The organism is Marinobacter sp. M3C (genome assembly GCF_023311895.1).
Classification (GTDB): domain Bacteria; phylum Pseudomonadota; class Gammaproteobacteria; order Pseudomonadales; family Oleiphilaceae; genus Marinobacter.
Window position 1 is genome coordinate 4,590,239 of record NZ_CP092284.1, and the last position, 17,035, is coordinate 4,607,273.

At 52.0% G+C, this 17,035-nt stretch carries 12 protein-coding genes and 1 pseudogene; 8 read left to right on the forward strand and 5 right to left on the reverse strand.

The window, feature by feature from the left end:
• Positions 1–66 precede the first annotated feature (66 nt).
• Positions 67–1,515, reverse strand: a complete 1,449-nt coding sequence (gene pyk / locus MIH18_RS21575; protein ID WP_249013460.1) for a pyruvate kinase — start codon at positions 1,513–1,515, stop codon at positions 67–69.
• A 68-nt stretch (positions 1,516–1,583) separates the two neighbouring features.
• A complete protein-coding gene (gene gap / locus MIH18_RS21580; protein ID WP_249005265.1) occupies positions 1,584–2,588 on the reverse strand; it encodes a type I glyceraldehyde-3-phosphate dehydrogenase in 1,005 nt (334 codons plus the stop codon).
• A gap of 170 nt (positions 2,589–2,758) precedes the next feature.
• Here gap and edd point away from each other — a divergent pair.
• A pseudogene (edd, locus tag MIH18_RS21585) lies at positions 2,759–4,577 on the forward strand (phosphogluconate dehydratase).
• 367 nt (positions 4,578–4,944) lie between these two features.
• Positions 4,945–6,114: a porin gene (locus tag MIH18_RS21590; protein ID WP_249013461.1), complete on the forward strand. Its 1,170-nt coding sequence runs from the start codon at positions 4,945–4,947 to the stop codon at positions 6,112–6,114.
• Between the two features lie 200 nt (positions 6,115–6,314).
• On the opposite strand, the gene glpD is transcribed toward MIH18_RS21590, so the two are convergent.
• Together glpD and MIH18_RS21600 are read right to left on the reverse strand one after the other, a co-directional pair.
• A complete protein-coding gene (gene glpD, locus MIH18_RS21595; protein WP_249013462.1) occupies positions 6,315–7,811 on the reverse strand; it encodes a glycerol-3-phosphate dehydrogenase in 1,497 nt (498 codons plus the stop codon).
• A 178-nt stretch (positions 7,812–7,989) separates the two neighbouring features.
• The gene (locus MIH18_RS21600; RefSeq protein ID WP_249005262.1) at positions 7,990–8,748 is read right to left on the reverse strand and encodes a DeoR/GlpR family transcriptional regulator; all 759 of its coding nucleotides are present in this window, start codon (positions 8,746–8,748) and stop codon (positions 7,990–7,992) included.
• A gap of 202 nt (positions 8,749–8,950) precedes the next feature.
• On the opposite strand from MIH18_RS21600, the gene glpK reads away from it, so the two are divergent.
• Complete coding sequence (gene glpK / locus MIH18_RS21605) at positions 8,951–10,423, forward strand: glycerol kinase GlpK (RefSeq protein ID WP_249013463.1); 1,473 nt, start codon at positions 8,951–8,953, stop codon at positions 10,421–10,423.
• Positions 10,424–10,452: 29 nt separating this feature from the next.
• On the opposite strand, the gene MIH18_RS21610 is transcribed toward glpK, so the two are convergent.
• Positions 10,453–12,360, reverse strand: coding sequence for a sigma-54-dependent Fis family transcriptional regulator (locus tag MIH18_RS21610; RefSeq protein WP_249005260.1), 1,908 nt, complete (start codon positions 12,358–12,360; stop codon positions 10,453–10,455).
• 329 nt (positions 12,361–12,689) lie between these two features.
• Here MIH18_RS21610 and MIH18_RS21615 point away from each other — a divergent pair, with 329 nt between their 5' ends.
• Genes MIH18_RS21615 through MIH18_RS21635 form a run of 5 tightly spaced genes read left to right on the forward strand, consistent with a single transcriptional unit; the run spans position 12,690 to position 16,854 of the window.
• Positions 12,690–13,784 (forward strand): ABC transporter ATP-binding protein, encoded by a 1,095-nt coding sequence (locus MIH18_RS21615; protein WP_249005259.1) that lies wholly within the window; start codon positions 12,690–12,692, stop codon positions 13,782–13,784.
• Positions 13,784–14,884, forward strand: coding sequence for an ABC transporter ATP-binding protein (locus tag MIH18_RS21620; RefSeq protein ID WP_249013464.1), 1,101 nt, complete (start codon positions 13,784–13,786; stop codon positions 14,882–14,884). Before MIH18_RS21615 ends, MIH18_RS21620 begins: the two co-directional genes overlap by 1 nt.
• Positions 14,884–15,750 carry a sugar ABC transporter permease gene (locus MIH18_RS21625; protein ID WP_249005257.1) on the forward strand — a complete coding sequence of 289 codons (867 nt, stop codon included), beginning with the start codon at positions 14,884–14,886 and terminating at the stop codon, positions 15,748–15,750. Before MIH18_RS21620 ends, MIH18_RS21625 begins: the two co-directional genes overlap by 1 nt.
• Positions 15,751–15,760: 10 nt before the next feature.
• The gene (locus MIH18_RS21630) at positions 15,761–16,567 is read left to right on the forward strand and encodes a carbohydrate ABC transporter permease (protein ID WP_249005256.1); all 807 of its coding nucleotides are present in this window, start codon (positions 15,761–15,763) and stop codon (positions 16,565–16,567) included.
• Positions 16,568–16,578: 11 nt separating this feature from the next.
• Entirely contained in the window at positions 16,579–16,854 is a 276-nt protein-coding gene (locus tag MIH18_RS21635; RefSeq protein WP_018403689.1) for a DUF2160 domain-containing protein, read from the forward strand.
• Positions 16,855–17,035: the final 181 nt, after the last annotated feature.

Sequence of the window (17,035 nt, forward strand, 5' to 3'; positions counted from 1 at the left end):
GGCAATGAACAGCCAATAAAAAACGCCAGCAAGCTGGCGTTTTTTATTGGCTGAATAACCTGCGGTTTAGTGCAGATGTTCACCTACACGTAGGATTTGCATGGAGTTGGTGCCGCCCTGGGCATTGGTAAAACTGCCTTTGGTGATGATAACCAGATCGCCGTCTTTCACCACGCCTTGTTTTACCAGCTGCTCAACCGCCTGGGTGTTGGTGTCTTCGGCCGCAAAGTTTGCAGCATCAAAGGGTACGGTTTGCACGCCGCGGTACATCACTACCCGGTGCTGGGTGGTGTGATGGCGTGAAAACGCGTAAATCGGCAGGCTGGACTTGATGCGAGACATCAGTCGCGGGGTTGCACCTGTTTCGGTCAGGCAGATGATAGCGGCTATGCCGTTCAGGTGATTGGCTGCGTACATGGTAGACAACGCAATGGCTTCATCCACCCGTCCCATGGACTCGTGCATCCGATGTTTGGACTGATGCATGGAGGGGTGTTTCTCCGCACCAATGCAAATTCTTACCATGGCGCTTACCGCTTCCACCGGATAATCACCAACAGCGGTTTCTGCTGACAGCATCACTGCGTCTGTGTAATCCATCACCGCGTTAGCCACATCCGACACTTCGGCGCGGGTGGGCATGGGGTTGGTGATCATCGATTCCATCATCTGGGTGGCCGTAATCACCGCGCGGTTGAGAATTCGAGCGCGCTGAATAATGTGCTTTTGTACACCGACCAGTTCGGCATCGCCGATTTCCACAGCCAGGTCGCCGCGGGCAACCATGACCACGTCAGACGCTTCGATGACCGCATCCAGAGCGGCGTCATCGTGGGCCAGCTCGGCGCGTTCAATTTTTGCGACCAGGCCCGCTTCAGAGCCGGCCTCTTTCAGCAAACGACGGGCTGTGTGCATGTCTTCGGCGTTGCGAACGAAAGAAACGGCCACATAATCCGCGCCCAATTTGGCGGCAGTAACAATGTCTTGCTTGTCTTTCTCGGTCAGCGCTTCAGCCGACAGGCCACCACCGCGCTTGTTCAGGCCTTTGTTGTTAGACAAGGGTCCACCGATCAAAATTGTGGAGGTGATGCTGTGATTGTCTACCGCGTCTATCTGCATTTCGATGCGGCCGTCGTCCAGCACCAGAATGTCGCCAGGTTTTACATCGCGGATCAGCTGTTCGTAATCGATGCCTACGCAATCGGAGGTGCCACCTTCTTTGTCCATGGTGGCATCCAGCACAAAGGTTTGGCCGGCGGTCAGGGTGACCTTATTGTCGCGAAAGCGGGCAATGCGCAATTTTGGCCCTTGCAGGTCGGCCATAATAGCGACAAAACGGCCCTGTGCCTTGGCGGTGTCGCGTACCAGGCGCGCGCGCTTTTCGTGATCTTCCGCCGTGCCGTGGGAAAAATTCAGACGGGTAACGTCGACACCCGCAGCAATAATAGCGCCCAAAGATTCGGGGCTGTCGGTAGCGGGACCAAGGGTGGCAACAATCTTTGTACGCCGGAGCATAGTGGGTGTCCTTTCAGAGTGTGAAGGTGTTTCGCTTACGCGGTTTGGCTGGTTGTCGGCTTGTGCCTTCATTGGCTGGCTTTTATAAGTGCAGCCGCATTATCCAGCATTCGGTTCGAGAAACCCCACTCATTGTCATACCAGGCCATGACTTTTACATGACGCCCGATCACGCGCGTGTGGTTGGCGTCAAAAATACTCGAACGAGCGTCGTGGTTAAAGTCAACGCTAACCAGTTTTTCCTGGTTATATCCCAGTACGCTATTTTTGTCAGCTGCGGCTTTTACCGCGGCGTTAACTTCCTCTACGGAGGTGTCGCGGCTTGCAATAAAGCCAAAGTCGACCAGCGATACGTTAATAGTGGGTACACGAACCGCCAGGCCGTCCAGCTTGCCGTTCAGTGCCGGAATGATTTTACCAATCGCGGCAGCGGCACCGGTTTTGGTGGGGATCATCGACTGGGTGGCCGAGCGCGCGCGGTACAGGTCTGAATGGTACACATCGCTCAAATGCTGGTCGTTGGTATAGGAGTGAATGGTGGTCATCAATCCGCTTTCAATTCCGACCGCATTGTTCAAAGCTTCGGCGATCGGTGCGAGGCAGTTCGTGGTGCAGGAGGCGTTGGAAATAATGTGATGGTCGGCGTTCAGAATCTGGTCGTTTACACCGAAAACCACCATGGCGTCTGCGTCTGGGCTGGGCGCAGAGATAATTACTTTGCGGGCACCCGCCTGTAAATGGGCCGCGGCTTTTTCACGTGTTGTGAACAGGCCCGTGCATTCCAGCACCACGTCTACGCCCAGATCTTTCCACGGCAGGTCGGCTGGGTTGCGGATTGCGCTGATGGCAATGCGGTCGCCGTTCACGCTGAGGGAATCGGCATCGTGGCTTACGTCGGCAGAAAACCGCCCGTGAACACTGTCATACTTGAGCAGGTGAGCGTTGGTTTCGGCATCGCCCAGGTCATTAATAGCGACCACCTGCATCTGCTCGCGATAATTGTTCTCATAAAGGGCGCGAAGCGTGTTGCGGCCAATGCGGCCAAACCCGTTAATTGCGATTCGGATGGTCATACTCTTACTCCTGAATGGATATTTTTTATTCGGAAATACATTTGATGTAGTAAATGTATCAACAAAACGCAAAAAAATGAACACTAAACCCGTAAAATGTAAGAAATCGAACGTAAAACTACGTTCATAACCAAAATAATCAAACAAACCTGCTGCCCGTGGAGCTTGCCATGAACTCAACCGTTGATCGCGTAACCCAAAGAATTATTGAGCGCAGCCGAGCATCACGTCTGGATTATCTTGCCCGTATGCAGGCGTTGAAGAACAGTTCGCCCCAGCGCGGCACTTGTCTTGCGGTAATCTGGCCCATGGTTTTGCCGCTTGTGAGCAGGGCGATAAAGACACCCTGAAGCTGATGAACCGGGCCAATGTGGCGATTGTGTCTGCGTACAACGATATGCTGTCGGCGCACCAACCTTACGCGTCCTTCCCCGATGTTATTCGTAAGGCTGCCCATGGCATGGGGTCTGTGGCCCAGTTCGCGGATGGTACACCGGGCATGTGTGATGGCGTTACCCAGGGCCAGCCAGGTATGGAGCTTAGCCTGTTTTCGCGGGACACCATCGCCATGAGCACGGCGGTTTCGCTCAGCCACAACATGTTCGATGCAACACTGCTGTTGGGTATTTGCGACAAGATTGTTTCGGGCCTGTTGATAGGCGCGCTCAGCTTTGGTTACTTGCCGACGATTCTGGTACCGGCGGGCCCCATGCCGTCTGGGCTGCCAAATAAAGAGAAACAACGCATTCGCCAACTGCACGCCGAGGGCAAAATTGGTAAAGAGGAACTGCTGGAAGCCGAAAGCCAGTCTTGCCACAGCCCCGGCACCTGCACCTTTTACGGCACTGCGAACAGCAACCAGTTGTTGGTTGAGGTGATGGGGCTGCACCTGCCAGGCAGTGCGTTTGTGCATCCTGACAAGCCTTTACGGGAGCAGCTTACCTGTGCCGCGACGGAGCAGGTTATCCGCCTGTCGAAATCCCAGGGCGGTACTTTGGGCTGGGCAACATGGTGGATGAAAAAGCCATTGTGAATGCGCTGGTGGCCTTACTGGTCACCGGCGGGTCAACCAACCACACCTTGCACTGGGTGGCCATTGCCCGCGCGGCCGGCGTCATTATTGACTGGAACGACTACGCTGAGCTGTCGTCGGTGGTGCCTTCCATGACTCGCATTTATCCCAATGGCGAAGCGGATATCAATGCCTTCCACGAAGCCGGTGGCACACCTTTTTTGATTCGCGAACTGCTCAGCCACGGCTATTTGCACAACGATGTACAAACCGTGGTGGGTTTTGGTCTTGAGCGGTACACCCAGGGGCCTGTTTTGAACAACGACGGACTGACCTGGCAGCCGGCGCCGGCAAAGAGCCTTTATCCGGGCGTGCTAAGCAGTGCTGCCGAGCCGTTCGCCTCAGACGGCGGCATGAAGGTGCTTGATGGCAACCTGGGCCGCGGAGTTATAAAGGTGTCTGCGGTGGCACCCCAGCACCACAAAGTGCAGGCGCCAGCGGTGGTTTTCAACAAGCAGAATGATCTGAAAGCCGCCTTTGATGCGGGTGAGCTGAATCGGGATTGCGTGGTGGTTGTGCGTTTTCAGGGGCCGAAAGCCAATGGCATGCCGGAGTTGCACAAGCTGACGCCCTACCTGGGCGTTCTGCAGGACCGCGGCTTTCAGATAGCGCTGGTGACCGATGGGCGTATGTCTGGCGCCTCGGGCAAAGTGCCAGCCGCCATACACGTTTATCCGGAAGCACTTGACGGTGGTGCCTTGGCCAAAGTGCGCGACGGTGACCTGATATCCCTGAACGCAGATACCGGTTCGCTGGAGCTGTTGTTAGATGAACAGGTTCTTGCCAGTCGCGAACCGGTAAAACCCAACCTGGCGGCATCCCATTACGGTCATGGCCGTGAACTGTTTGGTTGGATGCGCCGCAGCGCCAGCAATCCGGAGCAGGGGGCCAGTGTGTTCTGGAATTATGACAATTAAGCCGACACATAGGGCCGCGGTTATGTTTGTTTTCGTACAAAACTATTAAAATCGCGTTATTAGTAAGTTCGCTAACGAATTTAATTAATTTTTTTATTCTTCGATAAGTACTTATAGAACAATATTTTAATGCAATTTTATGGGCAGTTAGCGCGTCTAAAGTCACGCAAAGCGAAAATAACTTCGACCAAAACCTTTCCATTTTGTTATTCGAGAGTTAGATTTGTTGTGTTCCGAATATTATGATTAAAAACGAAATAAAAATATTCGTTCACGAATTGGGTTGTCGTACCAAAAAGTAAGCGCCGCGGGCGCTGCGACGGTACAGCAGTCTGAGATCTGGCACTAATAACAACAGGAAGCTGACATGATCGAACATAACGCATTTGCGGAAACTCCCAGCCGTCGTCCATTGCGCAAGGCGCCCTTGGCGGCTGCGCTGTCACTTATGGCAGCAGGGATGGCTTCACCGGCAATGGCGGAAGTCGCATTTGAATCAGATAATGGTTGGAAAGTGGGCGTTAATGGCCATTTACCAATTTTTGCGGTTTTTGGCGATTACGACAAAAGAGCAGGTGGTGATTTCTTGGATGGGGAAGACTCATTTTCCATCACCACTGGTTTTAATCCGGCAACATTGCAAACCAATATTTATGCACCGATGCAAAACGGTCTTCAGGTATCTGGTCATTTTCAGATGAATGCCAGCATTGCGCCGGGCGATGCGGATGAAGAGTTCCGTAGCCGGGTATCTGAAATTGCCGTGGCCGGTGATTTTGGTACCGTCAATATCGGTAAAGGTTTCGGTATCTTTGGGACGCCTGCGATTGGCGACAGTGGCAGTGGGATGGGCGTTGGTTTGATCGGCGCTGGCCCTGATCAAGTAGCCGCTACGGCGGGGCGTATCGGCAATGGCTATTTCTATGCTGACTTCCAGCCACGTGTGATGTATACCTCTAATAATCTTGGTGGTTTGCAGTTCAAGGTTGGCGTGTTTAGCCCATCGAAGGTCGACTCCACCACCGCCGGTGGTGCAAATGCTGAATATGACACGCCCCGCATCGAAGCCAACGTCGTGTACTCGGCGGATAACTTCTCGCTTTGGTCCAGCGGTTTCAGTCAAGACGTAGGCTCCAAAACGGGCACTAACCAATACACTATGTCTGGTATCGACTTTGGTGGCTCCGTTTCCTTAGGTGACCTGGCTGTCCGTGGTAACTACTCAATGACCTCAGGCACCGGCAACGGAGTGTTCGCAGCGCGTTTTGATCCAAACGAAGAAGACGCAAACCAGTGGTATGTTGAAACCACCTATCAAATTAATCGCACCACCTTGGGTGCTAGCTACGGTGAAGGCGAAGATGACTTCGAGGAGCTGAATGGCGCCGGTGCGGGTGATTCAGACCTCACTATGTTGTTCGCCCGTTATGCGGCTACGGATAACTTTACCTTGTTGGCCGAGTACCAGATCTATGGCACCGGTGACGGCGATGGCGAATACAACGCCATCATCTTCGGCTCACAGCTAACGTTCTAATGCTGATGGTTTGAAGATTGAAGGGTTCTGCTATCAGAACCCTTCAATGACATGGAAAAAGACTGAGTGGGGTTCTCAGTCTTTTTTTTTGCCTGATTTTTTATCTGAATTTCAGGCAAAAAAACTCCGGACGGAATAATCCGGCCGGAGAAAAGTGCCTGAGAGAGTATCAGGCGCTGTGGTGGAGAAAGTTGACTGCTTTAAGCGGTTGCTCTGTCTTTCAGGAAGCTGTCTAGCGCTTCGACTTCGCTGTCTGAGGCGTAGAGCCCTTGCTTAGTGCGGCGCCATAGGATGTCTTCGGAGGTCACGGCCCATTCGTTTTTGATCAGATGCTCTACTTCTTTCTCATAGAGCGTGCCCACGAAGTGCTTGCCAAGATCGTCTACGTTAGCGCAGTTGTTCAGAATATCCCGCGACGTTGTGCCGTAGGTGCGCACGTAACGGCTGACCAATTTTTCCGGCAACCAGGGATAGGCCTCGTTGAGCGACGCGGCCAGATTAATCTGGTTATCAAAGTCGCCACCCGGAAGCACGGCCGTTTTTGTCCAATGGCCCCGGGTGTTTTTGAAGAAGTGGCAAATTTTATCGGTGGCCGCTTCCGCCAGTTTGCGATACGTGGTGATTTTGCCACCAAACACCGAAATCAACGGCGCTTTGTTTTTCTCTTCGCTGACTTCAAAGGTGTAGTCGCGGGAGGCTTTCTGTGCGTTCTCTTCTTCACCGTCCATCAGCGGGCGCACGCCCGAATAGGACCAGACCACGTCAGATGGTTCCAGCTGTCTCTTGAAGTACGAGTTCACAATTTTCAGCAAATAGATGATTTCTTCTGGCGAAATTTTGGCTTCCTTCGGATTGCCCTCGTATTCAACGTCGGTGGTGCCAATCAGCGAGAAGTTATCTTCGTAAGGAATAACGAACACAATGCGATCGTCTTCATTTTGAAGAATGTAGGCTTCTTCTTCCTGGTTCAGGCGGGGCACAACAATGTGGCTGCCTTTTACCATGCGGATCATCTTCGGCGCCGGCATCGACAAGCTTTCGCCAAACAGTGAACTTACCCAAGGGCCCGAAGCGTTCACAATGCACTTGGCAGAAACTATCTGATCTGCGTTTGTGTCGGTGTCGCGAAGGGTGATTTGCCATTCTTCGTGACCGCGTTCTGCGTGTACGCACTTGGTGCGAGTCAAAATGGTGGCACCGGACTGCTGGGCTTTTTTAGCGTTCAGTATCACCAGTCGTGCGTCGTCTACCCAGCCATCGGAATATTCAAAGCCGCGTGTAATATCCGGTTTTAGCGGACCAAACTCATCAAAACGAATGGACTTGGAGCCGGGCAAAATTTCCCGCTTGGCCAAATGGTCATAAAGAAACAAACCTGCGCGGATCATCCACGCCGGGCGTAAGTGCGACCGGTGTGGCAAACGAAAGCGCATGGGCCACATAATGTGAGGAGAATTGCGCAAAAGAGACTCGCGCTCGGCCAGTGCTTTTTGCACCAGGCGAAATTCATAGTGTTCCAGGTAACGCAGTCCGCCGTGAATAAGCTTGCTGCTGCTGGATGACGTCGCCGAAGCCAAATCATTCATTTCGCAAAGCAGTACTTTCAAGCCTCGGCCGGCAGCGTCCATTGCGATGCCTGTACCATTTACGCCGCCGCCAACTACAACGACGTCATAACGTTGGTGATCTACAGTCATTGTGGGTCATCTCCTGATGCCATTGGAAAAGACGCTTTCTTGTTATGCGCACTTTTCAGAGTTCATACGCGCTGAAAACCGTATTATGCGAAAGGTAGATATATTCGTAAAGGAAAAAATAGAAAAAAAGCGAAAATAAAAGAAGATACGGAGCATCAAACCGATTCTTCGCCCAAAATCAGACTAAATGAAGAATAACATCGTGTTCGATGAGCAGTCGCGAGATTTCCGGGGGCGGTGGCTGGTCAGTGAATACGTGATCGGCTTGGGTGATGTTGCCTAACCGAACCATGGCGTTGCGGCCAAACTTGGAGTGATCCGCTGCTAGTAAAATTTGACCGGAATTGGCAATGATTGCCTGGGCGACTCGCACTTCGCGGTAATCAAAATCCAGTAGCGAGCCGTCGTTGTGAATGCCGCTGATGCCGATAATGCCAAAATCCATTTTGAACTGATTGATAAAATCCCGCGTGGCTTCGCCTACAATGCCTCCATCGCGACTGCGTACTTCGCCACCGGCGATAATAACGTGGAAGTCGTCCTTGGCGGATAGAATAGAGGCTACGTGCAAATTGTTGGTTACAATCTGTAAGTTGTTCTTTTCAAGCAAGGCTTTAGCAATGGTTTCGGTAGTGGTGCCAATGTTGATGAATATTGAGGAATTATCGGGAATCAGCTTGACCATGGCTTCGGCGATGCGCTCTTTGGCCTCCAGGTCCATAATCTTGCGGGCCTGATAATCGGTGTTGACGGTGCTTGAGTCTATGCCCGCACCGCCGTGATGGCGCCTTAGCTTTTTATGTTTGGCTAGCTCGTTCAAGTCCCGGCGAATGGTTTGCGGCGTTACTTTGAACTGGTCTACGAGCTGTTCGGTGGTTACAAACCCGTTGTGCTGGATCAGTTCCATAATCAAATCCTGTCGGCGCCGCTGTGCCATTCAACATCCTCCACTTGGGGTTCTTTTTATATGACTGTGTGTTTGATTGAAAATACTACGAAAGTTTAGTCGTTTTCGATGTTTTATGCAGCCGTTCGGGCCCAACAGACGTGCGCAGAGTGCGGATACAGGCGAAACTTCTTGGCATTCATGTTCAAAAAAGTAAAAATACGAACAAATAAGAAAACGAGGTCTACAAAAAATGAGTCAATACATACTTTCCATAGATCAGGGAACCACCAGTTCCCGCGCTATTCTTTTTGATTTGCGTGGCAATATTCATGCGGTACGGCAGCAGGAGTTTCCCCAGCATTTTCCTGACAGTGGCTGGGTAGAGCACAAGCCGGCAGACATCTGGTCGACGGTGAAAAGTACCTGCGACGAAGTGATGGCAGAAGAGTTCGGTGCAGATGACGAAGTAATCGCAGTGGGCATTACCAATCAGCGTGAGACCACCATTATATGGGATCGGAAAACCGGCGAGCCGGTTTATAACGCGATTGTCTGGCAGGATCGGCGAACTGCCGCTTACTGCAAAACAATGAAGTCGTCCAGCCATGAACCCGCAGTGCATAGCAAAACCGGACTGTTAATAGACCCTTATTTTTCCGCCACAAAAATCCGTTGGATACTGGAAAATGTTCCAGGCACGCGAGAGCGGGCAGAACGTGGGGAACTGGCTTTTGGAACCGTTGACAGTTTTCTGTTGTGGAAGCTCACCGGGGGGCAGGTACACCGCACCGACGCTACCAACGCCAGTCGCACGTTGCTGTTTAATATTCATACCCAGCAGTGGGATGAAGAGCTACTGAAATTATTCGACATTCCCGCGTCCTTACTGCCCGAAGTGATGGACTCGTCAGACGATTTTGGCAAAATCACGGAAGGCGGTGCGCTAAACGGCGTGTCTGTTTTAGGTGTTGCCGGCGACCAGCAGGCGGCGTTGTTCGGCCAGACCTGTTTCGAGGTCGGTATGGCGAAGAGCACCTACGGCACAGGTTGTTTTCTCATGCTCAATACCGGCGACAAAGCGCTGCAATCCGAGCATCGTTTGCTGACAACGGTCGCCTATCGTTTGAATGGTAAGCCGACCTATGCGATAGAGGGCAGCATCTTTATTGCCGGGGCAACGATTCAGTGGCTGCGTGATGGTTTGCAATTGATTAATAACGCCAGCGAGGCTGAACCACTGGCGCAATGCACGCCGGTAGACCACGGCGTTTATCTGGTGCCGGCGTTTACCGGACTGGGCGCACCTTATTGGGACCCTAACGCCCGCGGCGCCATTTTTGGCCTGACCCGCGACACCGGCATTAAGGAAATTGTGACCGCCGGGTTGCAATCGGTGTGCTATCAGACCAAAGACCTGCAGAAAGCCATGGAGAGAGACGGCATTCGTCCGATTACCCTGCGGGTAGATGGTGGCATGGTTAAAAACAACTGGGTTATGCAGTTTTTGGCCGATATCTTGGGCGCAACTGTTGATCGGCCTTCGTTGGTGGAAACCACTGCTTTGGGCGTAGCTTATTTGGCGGGTTTGAAAGCGGGTGTATACGGTTCGCTGGACGAACTCGCCGAGTTATGGCGCTGTGATCGCCGCTTTGCACCGGTAATGTCGAAAGCAGATCGCGATCGACTTTACGCGGGTTGGATTCAGGCGGTGCATAAGCTCTAAGTGAAGCGATAATAAACTTGGTATGCGCGTTAGCGCACACCAAGTTCCCGCAGGCGCTTATAAAGTGTGTTGCGGCTGATTGATAGCTCTCGCGCTGCGCTGGAAATGTTGCCCATGCATTTTTGATAGACCTGCAGTGTGTGAGAAAGGGGTTCTGGCGCGGTTTTTTTTAGTCTGCCAAGCGTGGCCTCCAAGCGACTCTCGCCGATGGCGGCGTTAACTGCGTCTGACAGGTTGCCGGTAGCGGTGGGGTCGAGCTGTGCCAAAAAATCTGCGGGCAGATGCCATATCTGGAGATCTTCGCCGTCGGCAATGGCAACAGCGACCCTGACCACATTGACCAGTTGGCGGATATTTCCGGGCCACGGGTGATTGGTCAGTGCTGCCAGAATCCGGGGCGACAGTGCCTCGCTTTGCACTGGGTCGCGGTATTGGCTGTAAATATGTTGCACCAGTTTTTGTTTATCAGTGCGATCACGAAGTGCTGGCAGTTCGACACACAATCCGTTGATGCGATAGTAAAGGTCTGCACGTAATTGGCCCGACTCAACGTGCAAGGCCGGTGCTCGGTTGGTGGCTGTTATCAGCAGAATATCTACCGCAATACTGTCGGTGGCGCCAACCGGTGTTACCACTCGTTCCTGAAGTACCCGCAATAACCTGGATTGTGCCGATAATGGCATTTCGCCAATTTCATCCAGAAATAAAATGCCTTTGTGAGCTTTACGAATGAACCCCAACGAACCTTGCGCCCGTGCTCCGGTAAAGGCGCCGGCTTCGTAGCCGAACAGTTCCGATTCCACCAGCTCCGGCGGAATAGCCGCGCAATTAACGGCAACCAACGCCTGCTCTCTGCGCTGTGTGGCCTGATGCAGGGCTTTAACCAGCACTTCTTTGCCAACCCCGGTTTCCCCGGTAATCAGCACTGGCACGCCGCGCTCCAGCACTTTTAGGCTTTGTTCGGCGCAGCGGCGAACGGTTGCGTCGCCGTATTCAAGGGTTGAAAAGTCGGCGCTGTTCGTCTGTGTCGCCTTGGTTTGTCGTGCTACTACTAGATCATCCTCGGCGGGCGACTTTACGTGGGCAACAGTGGGTCGCTGGACCTTCGCACTCAAACGTACTCGATTTTTAGTGCTGAGCTGCAACGCAGATTGCGGTGGGTGCCCAAGAATGTGATTGCGATGGGTCGTAAACAGGTCGTCCAGCCGAACCCCAACGGTCGTCTTACTTAACAGTTGATCAGCACGCTGATTGCTGGCCACGACACGCCCCAAGTCATCGCAAATCAGTATACCGGACCAGGGGCTGTCGAAGTTGTCTGCGGTGGTACTGAGTGTCAGCAGAAAATGGTCCCGCTCAAATTGCCGCTTTAGCAGGCGATTGTCTACCGACTGCGCCAGCAACCGAACCACGCCCAGAGTGTGAGCCTGGGGCAGGTAGGCGTCACTGAATACGCTGAGTACGCCAACCAACTGCTTGTGTGCGTCAAAAATAGGCGCGGCAGAGCCAATCATGCTGCGATTGAGTTTTAAAAAGTGTTCGTTGCGCTGAATCTGCACCGCTTTGTTGGCGGCAATCGCAGTGCCTATGGCGTTTGTACCACAGCGCTCCTCCTGCCAGTTTGAGCCTTGCTGGAACCAAGGTTTTAATTGTGCCCCGGTAATACGCTCGTCACCCCAGCTTTTGAGCACTGTTGCGTGCCGGTTTGCCAGCAGAATCAGGCAGCGACTGCTGGAGAGTACATTTCTATAGTAGGGCAACACTTCGGCTTCGGTACTGGCGAGTAGTTCGTGATATTGGCGCTCCAGCTCCTCTACCTGTGCTGCGCCGGGTGCCGGTGGTGTGGGTTCGAAGTCGTGATCAAGGCCCCAGGCGATGCAGCGATCCCAGGACTGTTCGACCAGGCTGCGTTCATTTTCGTATTCGGTGTTTTTCATTAAGCCGCATCTCTGTGTTCGTTTTGGAGTTATTCGACGCCGATGTGCGAAGCGGGTTGTTCATTATTGCACTAAATACTGTTCAATCATCTGTGTAATTTTTGTTTAGGTCAATGTTCAAGTTGAACAAAGTAGTGTTAAACGAACATAGTTAATTTCGATTTAGAAAGAGCAGCGGTAAAAAAATTCTATATAAATCAAAACTATAAGTATTTTTACGTAGAATTACGAAAAACTGGTATAGCGTTTGCGTTGTCTAATTCGCAATCAAAAGATCGGGCGCGATCATTTGCCCAGATGTGTTTCCACAAGAACAAGAAGGAATAGATATGTCCTTAACTCTGGAGAACCTCTCCCATAGGGTCGACGGTGTCGACTATATCCGGGATGCCAATCTCACTTTTCAGGCTGGCTCTTTTAATGTGCTGCTAGGTCGAACGCTCTCGGGTAAGACCTCGATGATGCGCTTGATGGCCGGACTTGATAAACCTAACGAAGGTCGGTTGATCTTCAACGGCCAGGATGTAACCGGACAGAGCGTGCAAGCCCGGAACGTCTCGATGATCTACCAGCAGTTCATCAATTACCCAGGCATAACGGTGTATGAAAACATTGCGTCGCCTTTGCGCTTGGCGAAAATGGCTGAGTCTGAGATTGACCGCCGGGTGAAAGAAACCGCGGCCATGCTGCAGATTAGCCCCCTTCTAAAGCGTTATCCCCTTGAACTTTCCGGCGGCCAGCAACAGCGTACGGCGATGGCGCGGGCGTTGGTTAAAGATGCCACTTTGGTGCTGTTCGATGAACCCTTGGTGAACCTTGATTATAAATTACGGGAGGAGCTGCGGGCCGAACTGCGAGACCTTTTCCGTGAGCGCCAGTGTATTGCGGTATACGCCACCACGGAAGCCAACGAAGCCTTGGCGTTGGGCGGCACAACTACGCTATTGCATGAAGGCAGTGTGATTCAGAACGGTCCGGTTATGGATGTGTACCGGTCACCGGTAAATACCCTGGCCGCGCAGCTGTTCAGTGAACCGCCGATGAATATGATCCGCGGACGCGTGACAGACACCGAAGTGACGTTTGATGAATACTCCCATCATGCCCTGACTCAGGAGTTGTCTAAACTGACGCCAGGAGATTACTGGTTCGGGGTTCGCCCTAGCCACATTGCTCTGGTGCCGGCCAACGACGACGATCTTGAAATGTCAATGGAAGTAGCGCTGAGCGAAATCAGCGGTTCGGAAACTTTTATACACATCGAAAACAGCCATTTTGAAATGGTGATGCAGCTGATGGGTGTTCACCAATACCACACCGGTGCCCCTGTTAAGATTTACCTGCCAATCAACAAGCTGTTCGTTTTCGATAGCGCCGAAAAGTTGGTGCACACACCATCCCGGATATCACGAGGGGCTGTCTAATGGCTGAAATTCAATTGAAATCACTGGCTCACAGCTACAGCGAAACGCCTGGCGGGCCGGAAGACTATGCGATTCGCCAGCTCGACCACGTTTGGCATGAAGGCGGCGCCTACGCTCTGCTAGGGCCATCTGGTTGTGGCAAAAGCACCATGCTGAACATCATTTCCGGCCTGGTTCAGCCCTCTGAAGGTGAAGTGCTGTTTGACGGTAAGCGGGTCAATGAGCTGTCGCCGCGGGATCGGAACATCGCCCAAGTGTTCCAGTTTCCGGTTGTTTACGACTCCATGACCGTGTTTGACAATCTGGCATTTCCGTTAAAGAACAACAAAATACCGAAGTCACGCATCAAGGCGCGAGTGCAAGAAATTGCCGAAGTGCTGGAAATTGAAGACAAGCTTTACAAGAAAGCTAAAAATCTGACCGCCGACGAAAAGCAGAAAGTGTCCATGGGGCGCGGCCTGGTGCGGGAAGACGTGTCGGCCATTCTGTTTGATGAACCGCTGACGGTGATTGATCCCCAGTTGAAGTGGAAGCTGCGGCGTAAACTGAAGCAGATTCACGAGCAGTTTGATATCACTATGGTGTACGTGACCCACGATCAGCTGGAAGCGTCTACATTTGCCGACAAGATTGCCGTGATGTACGGCGGCCAGATTGTTCAGTTCGGTACGCCCACCGAGTTGTTTGAGCAGCCCAACCATACCTTTGTTGGTTACTTTATTGGCAGCCCGGGCATGAATTTGATTGAAGTAGAGCGCAGCGCCGCAGGGGTTCGTTTCAGGTCTACTCAGGTGGACCTGGCGCCGTGGCAGGTCGAGATGTTGAAACGCCTCAAATCTAAAAACATCAAAATTGGGATCCGCCCGGAATTTATCGAGTTGTCTCCGACTGCTTCAGACGATACTTACGAGGCGGAGATCCTGGATATGGAAGACCTCGGTACTTACAAAATTATCACCGTGCGGCTGGATCAGCAGGAGATGAAAGTGCGGATGAACGAAGAGTTTGAGGGTGTCATTGGCAACCGCACGTACCTTTCGTTCCCGCAACAGTGGCTGAAGCTGTATGTCGATGAATTCCTGGTACAGGAGCAACAATAATGAAAAAAATCCATAACAATCGCGCCTGGTGGCTGGTGCTGCCGGTATTTTTGTTAGTCGCTTTTTCAGCGTTGATTCCGTTGATGACCGTTGTAAACTATTCAGTGCAGGATATTTTTGGCCCTGGACAGGCATTTTTCGTCGGTACCGAGTGGTTCAAAGAGGTTCTGGGTGACGAGCTTTTGCAGGATTCCCTGATTCGCCAGTTCATGTTTTCCGGCGCTGTGCTGCTGATTCAGATCCCTTTGGGTATCGGTGTTGCGCTGATGATGCCGAAGTCTGGCATTAAAGGTTCTGTGTGTTTGATTCTGATCGCTATTCCGCTGCTGATTCCCTGGAACGTGGTCGGCACCATCTGGCAGATTTTCGCCCGTGGCGACATCGGCCTGTTTGGTTGGGGTCTTAACGAGCTTGGCTTTGACTACAACTACACCGGCAACACCGTTGATGCCTGGTTAACGGTTCTGTTGATGGATGTGTGGCATTGGACGTCGCTGGTGGCGTTGCTTTGCTATTCGGGCCTACGCGCCATCCCGGAAGCCTTTTATCAAGCAGCTGAAATTGACCGCGCCTCTAAATGGGCAGTGTTTCGTTACATCCAGCTGCCACGGTTGAAAAGCGTGTTGATCATTGGGGTGCTGTTGCGCTTTATGGACAGCTTTATGATTTACACCGAGCCGTTTGTGTTGACCGGCGGCGGGCCTGGCAGCTCGACCACTTTCTTGAGCCAAACATTGACCACCATGGCCATCGGACAGTTCGACCTAGGGCGTGCAGCTGCTTTCTCGCTGATCTACTTCCTGATTGTGCTGCTGATTTCGTGGCTGTTCTTTACCGCCATCACTCAAGCTGACAAAGAACAATAAGGAGAGTGAGATGAAACAAAGTCGTTCCAAAAACGTAGGGATCACCCTTTTTATCGCGTTTGTACTAACTCCGGTTTACTGGTTGTTGAACATGTCGTTCAAAACAAACCAGGAAATTCTGGGTGGCCTTACGCTTTTTCCAAAAATCTTCACCCTTGACAATTATGCGGTCATTTTTAGTGATCCTAGTTGGTACAACGGTTACCTCAACTCGATGACGTATGTGGCCATGAACGTGGTCATTACGTTGCTGGTGGCTCTGCCGGCGGCTTACGCATTCAGCCGCTACAAGTTCCTGGGCGACAAGCATCTGTTTTTCTGGTTGCTGAGCAACCGGATGGCGCCGCCGGCGGTATTTCTGTTGCCATTCTTCCAGCTGTATTCGTCAATTGGTCTGTTTGATACACACATTGCCGTTGCACTTGCGCACTGTTTGTTCACCGTACCCCTGGCGGTGTGGATTCTGGAAGGCTTTATGAAAGGTGTACCTCGTGAATACGACGAGATGGCCTTTATTGACGGTTACAGCTTTCCAAAATTCTTTATCAAAGTGTTCCTGCCGATGATTCGTTCTGGTATCGGCGTGACCGCATTCTTTACCTTTATGTTTTCGTGGGTAGAACTCTTGCTTGCCCGCACCCTGACATCTGTGGACGCTCAGCCTATTGGCGCCATCATGACGCGGACCGTAGGCGCCAGCGGTATTGACTGGGGTGTGCTGTCGGCAGCGGGTGTTCTGACGATTATTCCCGGCATGTTGGTGATTTGGTTCGTTCGTAACCATGTGGCCAAAGGCTTCGCTCTCGGACGCGTATAAGGAGAACACTGATGATTGACTGGATGAACTGGACCCCCACGGTCGTAATCTTTTTTGCGGTGATCGCTTCGATTCTTGCGTTTATGACCGTTTACGAAATTGTTTCGCCCTGTCGTGAGCGCAAAGGATTTTTGCCTATCGAAACCACTCGCGGCGACCGGTTGTTTATTAGCTTGTTGTCGACTGCTTATATTCACCTGACTTTTCTGGCAATAAGCGATGTCAGCTTATGGGTTGCGTTGGCGGTGTCTGTGGCCTGGGCGGCGGTGTTGTTACGTTGGGGCTAATGAGACGAGAGCATGACCCGATGTGAAATAGTGAAAATTGTGGACCAAAAAGGTTGTAAAGGATTCGAAAACGAACTAAATTTGAGTTAATGATCGAAAGCGATCATTAGGCGGTTCTCGAATATAACGTTTAATGACTCGAGTGCTGTAAGTGATGTTGATGTAAAATCGGAGTGCGGAC

Coding starts and splice junctions, on each gene's coding strand:
- MIH18_RS21615 (WP_249005259.1), top strand. CDS start 12,690: ATGTCCTTAACTCTGGAGAACCTCTCCCATAGGGTCGACGGTGTCGAC.
- MIH18_RS21625 (WP_249005257.1), top strand. CDS start 14,884: ATGAAAAAAATCCATAACAATCGCGCCTGGTGGCTGGTGCTGCCGGTA.
- glpK (WP_249013463.1), top strand. CDS start 8,951: ATGAGTCAATACATACTTTCCATAGATCAGGGAACCACCAGTTCCCGC.
- pyk (WP_249013460.1), bottom strand. CDS start 1,515: ATGCTCCGGCGTACAAAGATTGTTGCCACCCTTGGTCCCGCTACCGAC.
- glpD (WP_249013462.1), bottom strand. CDS start 7,811: ATGACTGTAGATCACCAACGTTATGACGTCGTTGTAGTTGGCGGCGGC.
- MIH18_RS21620 (WP_249013464.1), top strand. CDS start 13,784: ATGGCTGAAATTCAATTGAAATCACTGGCTCACAGCTACAGCGAAACG.
- MIH18_RS21630 (WP_249005256.1), top strand. CDS start 15,761: ATGAAACAAAGTCGTTCCAAAAACGTAGGGATCACCCTTTTTATCGCG.
- gap (WP_249005265.1), bottom strand. CDS start 2,588: ATGACCATCCGAATCGCAATTAACGGGTTTGGCCGCATTGGCCGCAAC.
- MIH18_RS21590 (WP_249013461.1), top strand. CDS start 4,945: ATGATCGAACATAACGCATTTGCGGAAACTCCCAGCCGTCGTCCATTG.
- MIH18_RS21610 (WP_249005260.1), bottom strand. CDS start 12,360: ATGAAAAACACCGAATACGAAAATGAACGCAGCCTGGTCGAACAGTCC.
- MIH18_RS21600 (WP_249005262.1), bottom strand. CDS start 8,748: ATGGCACAGCGGCGCCGACAGGATTTGATTATGGAACTGATCCAGCAC.
- MIH18_RS21635 (WP_018403689.1), top strand. CDS start 16,579: ATGATTGACTGGATGAACTGGACCCCCACGGTCGTAATCTTTTTTGCG.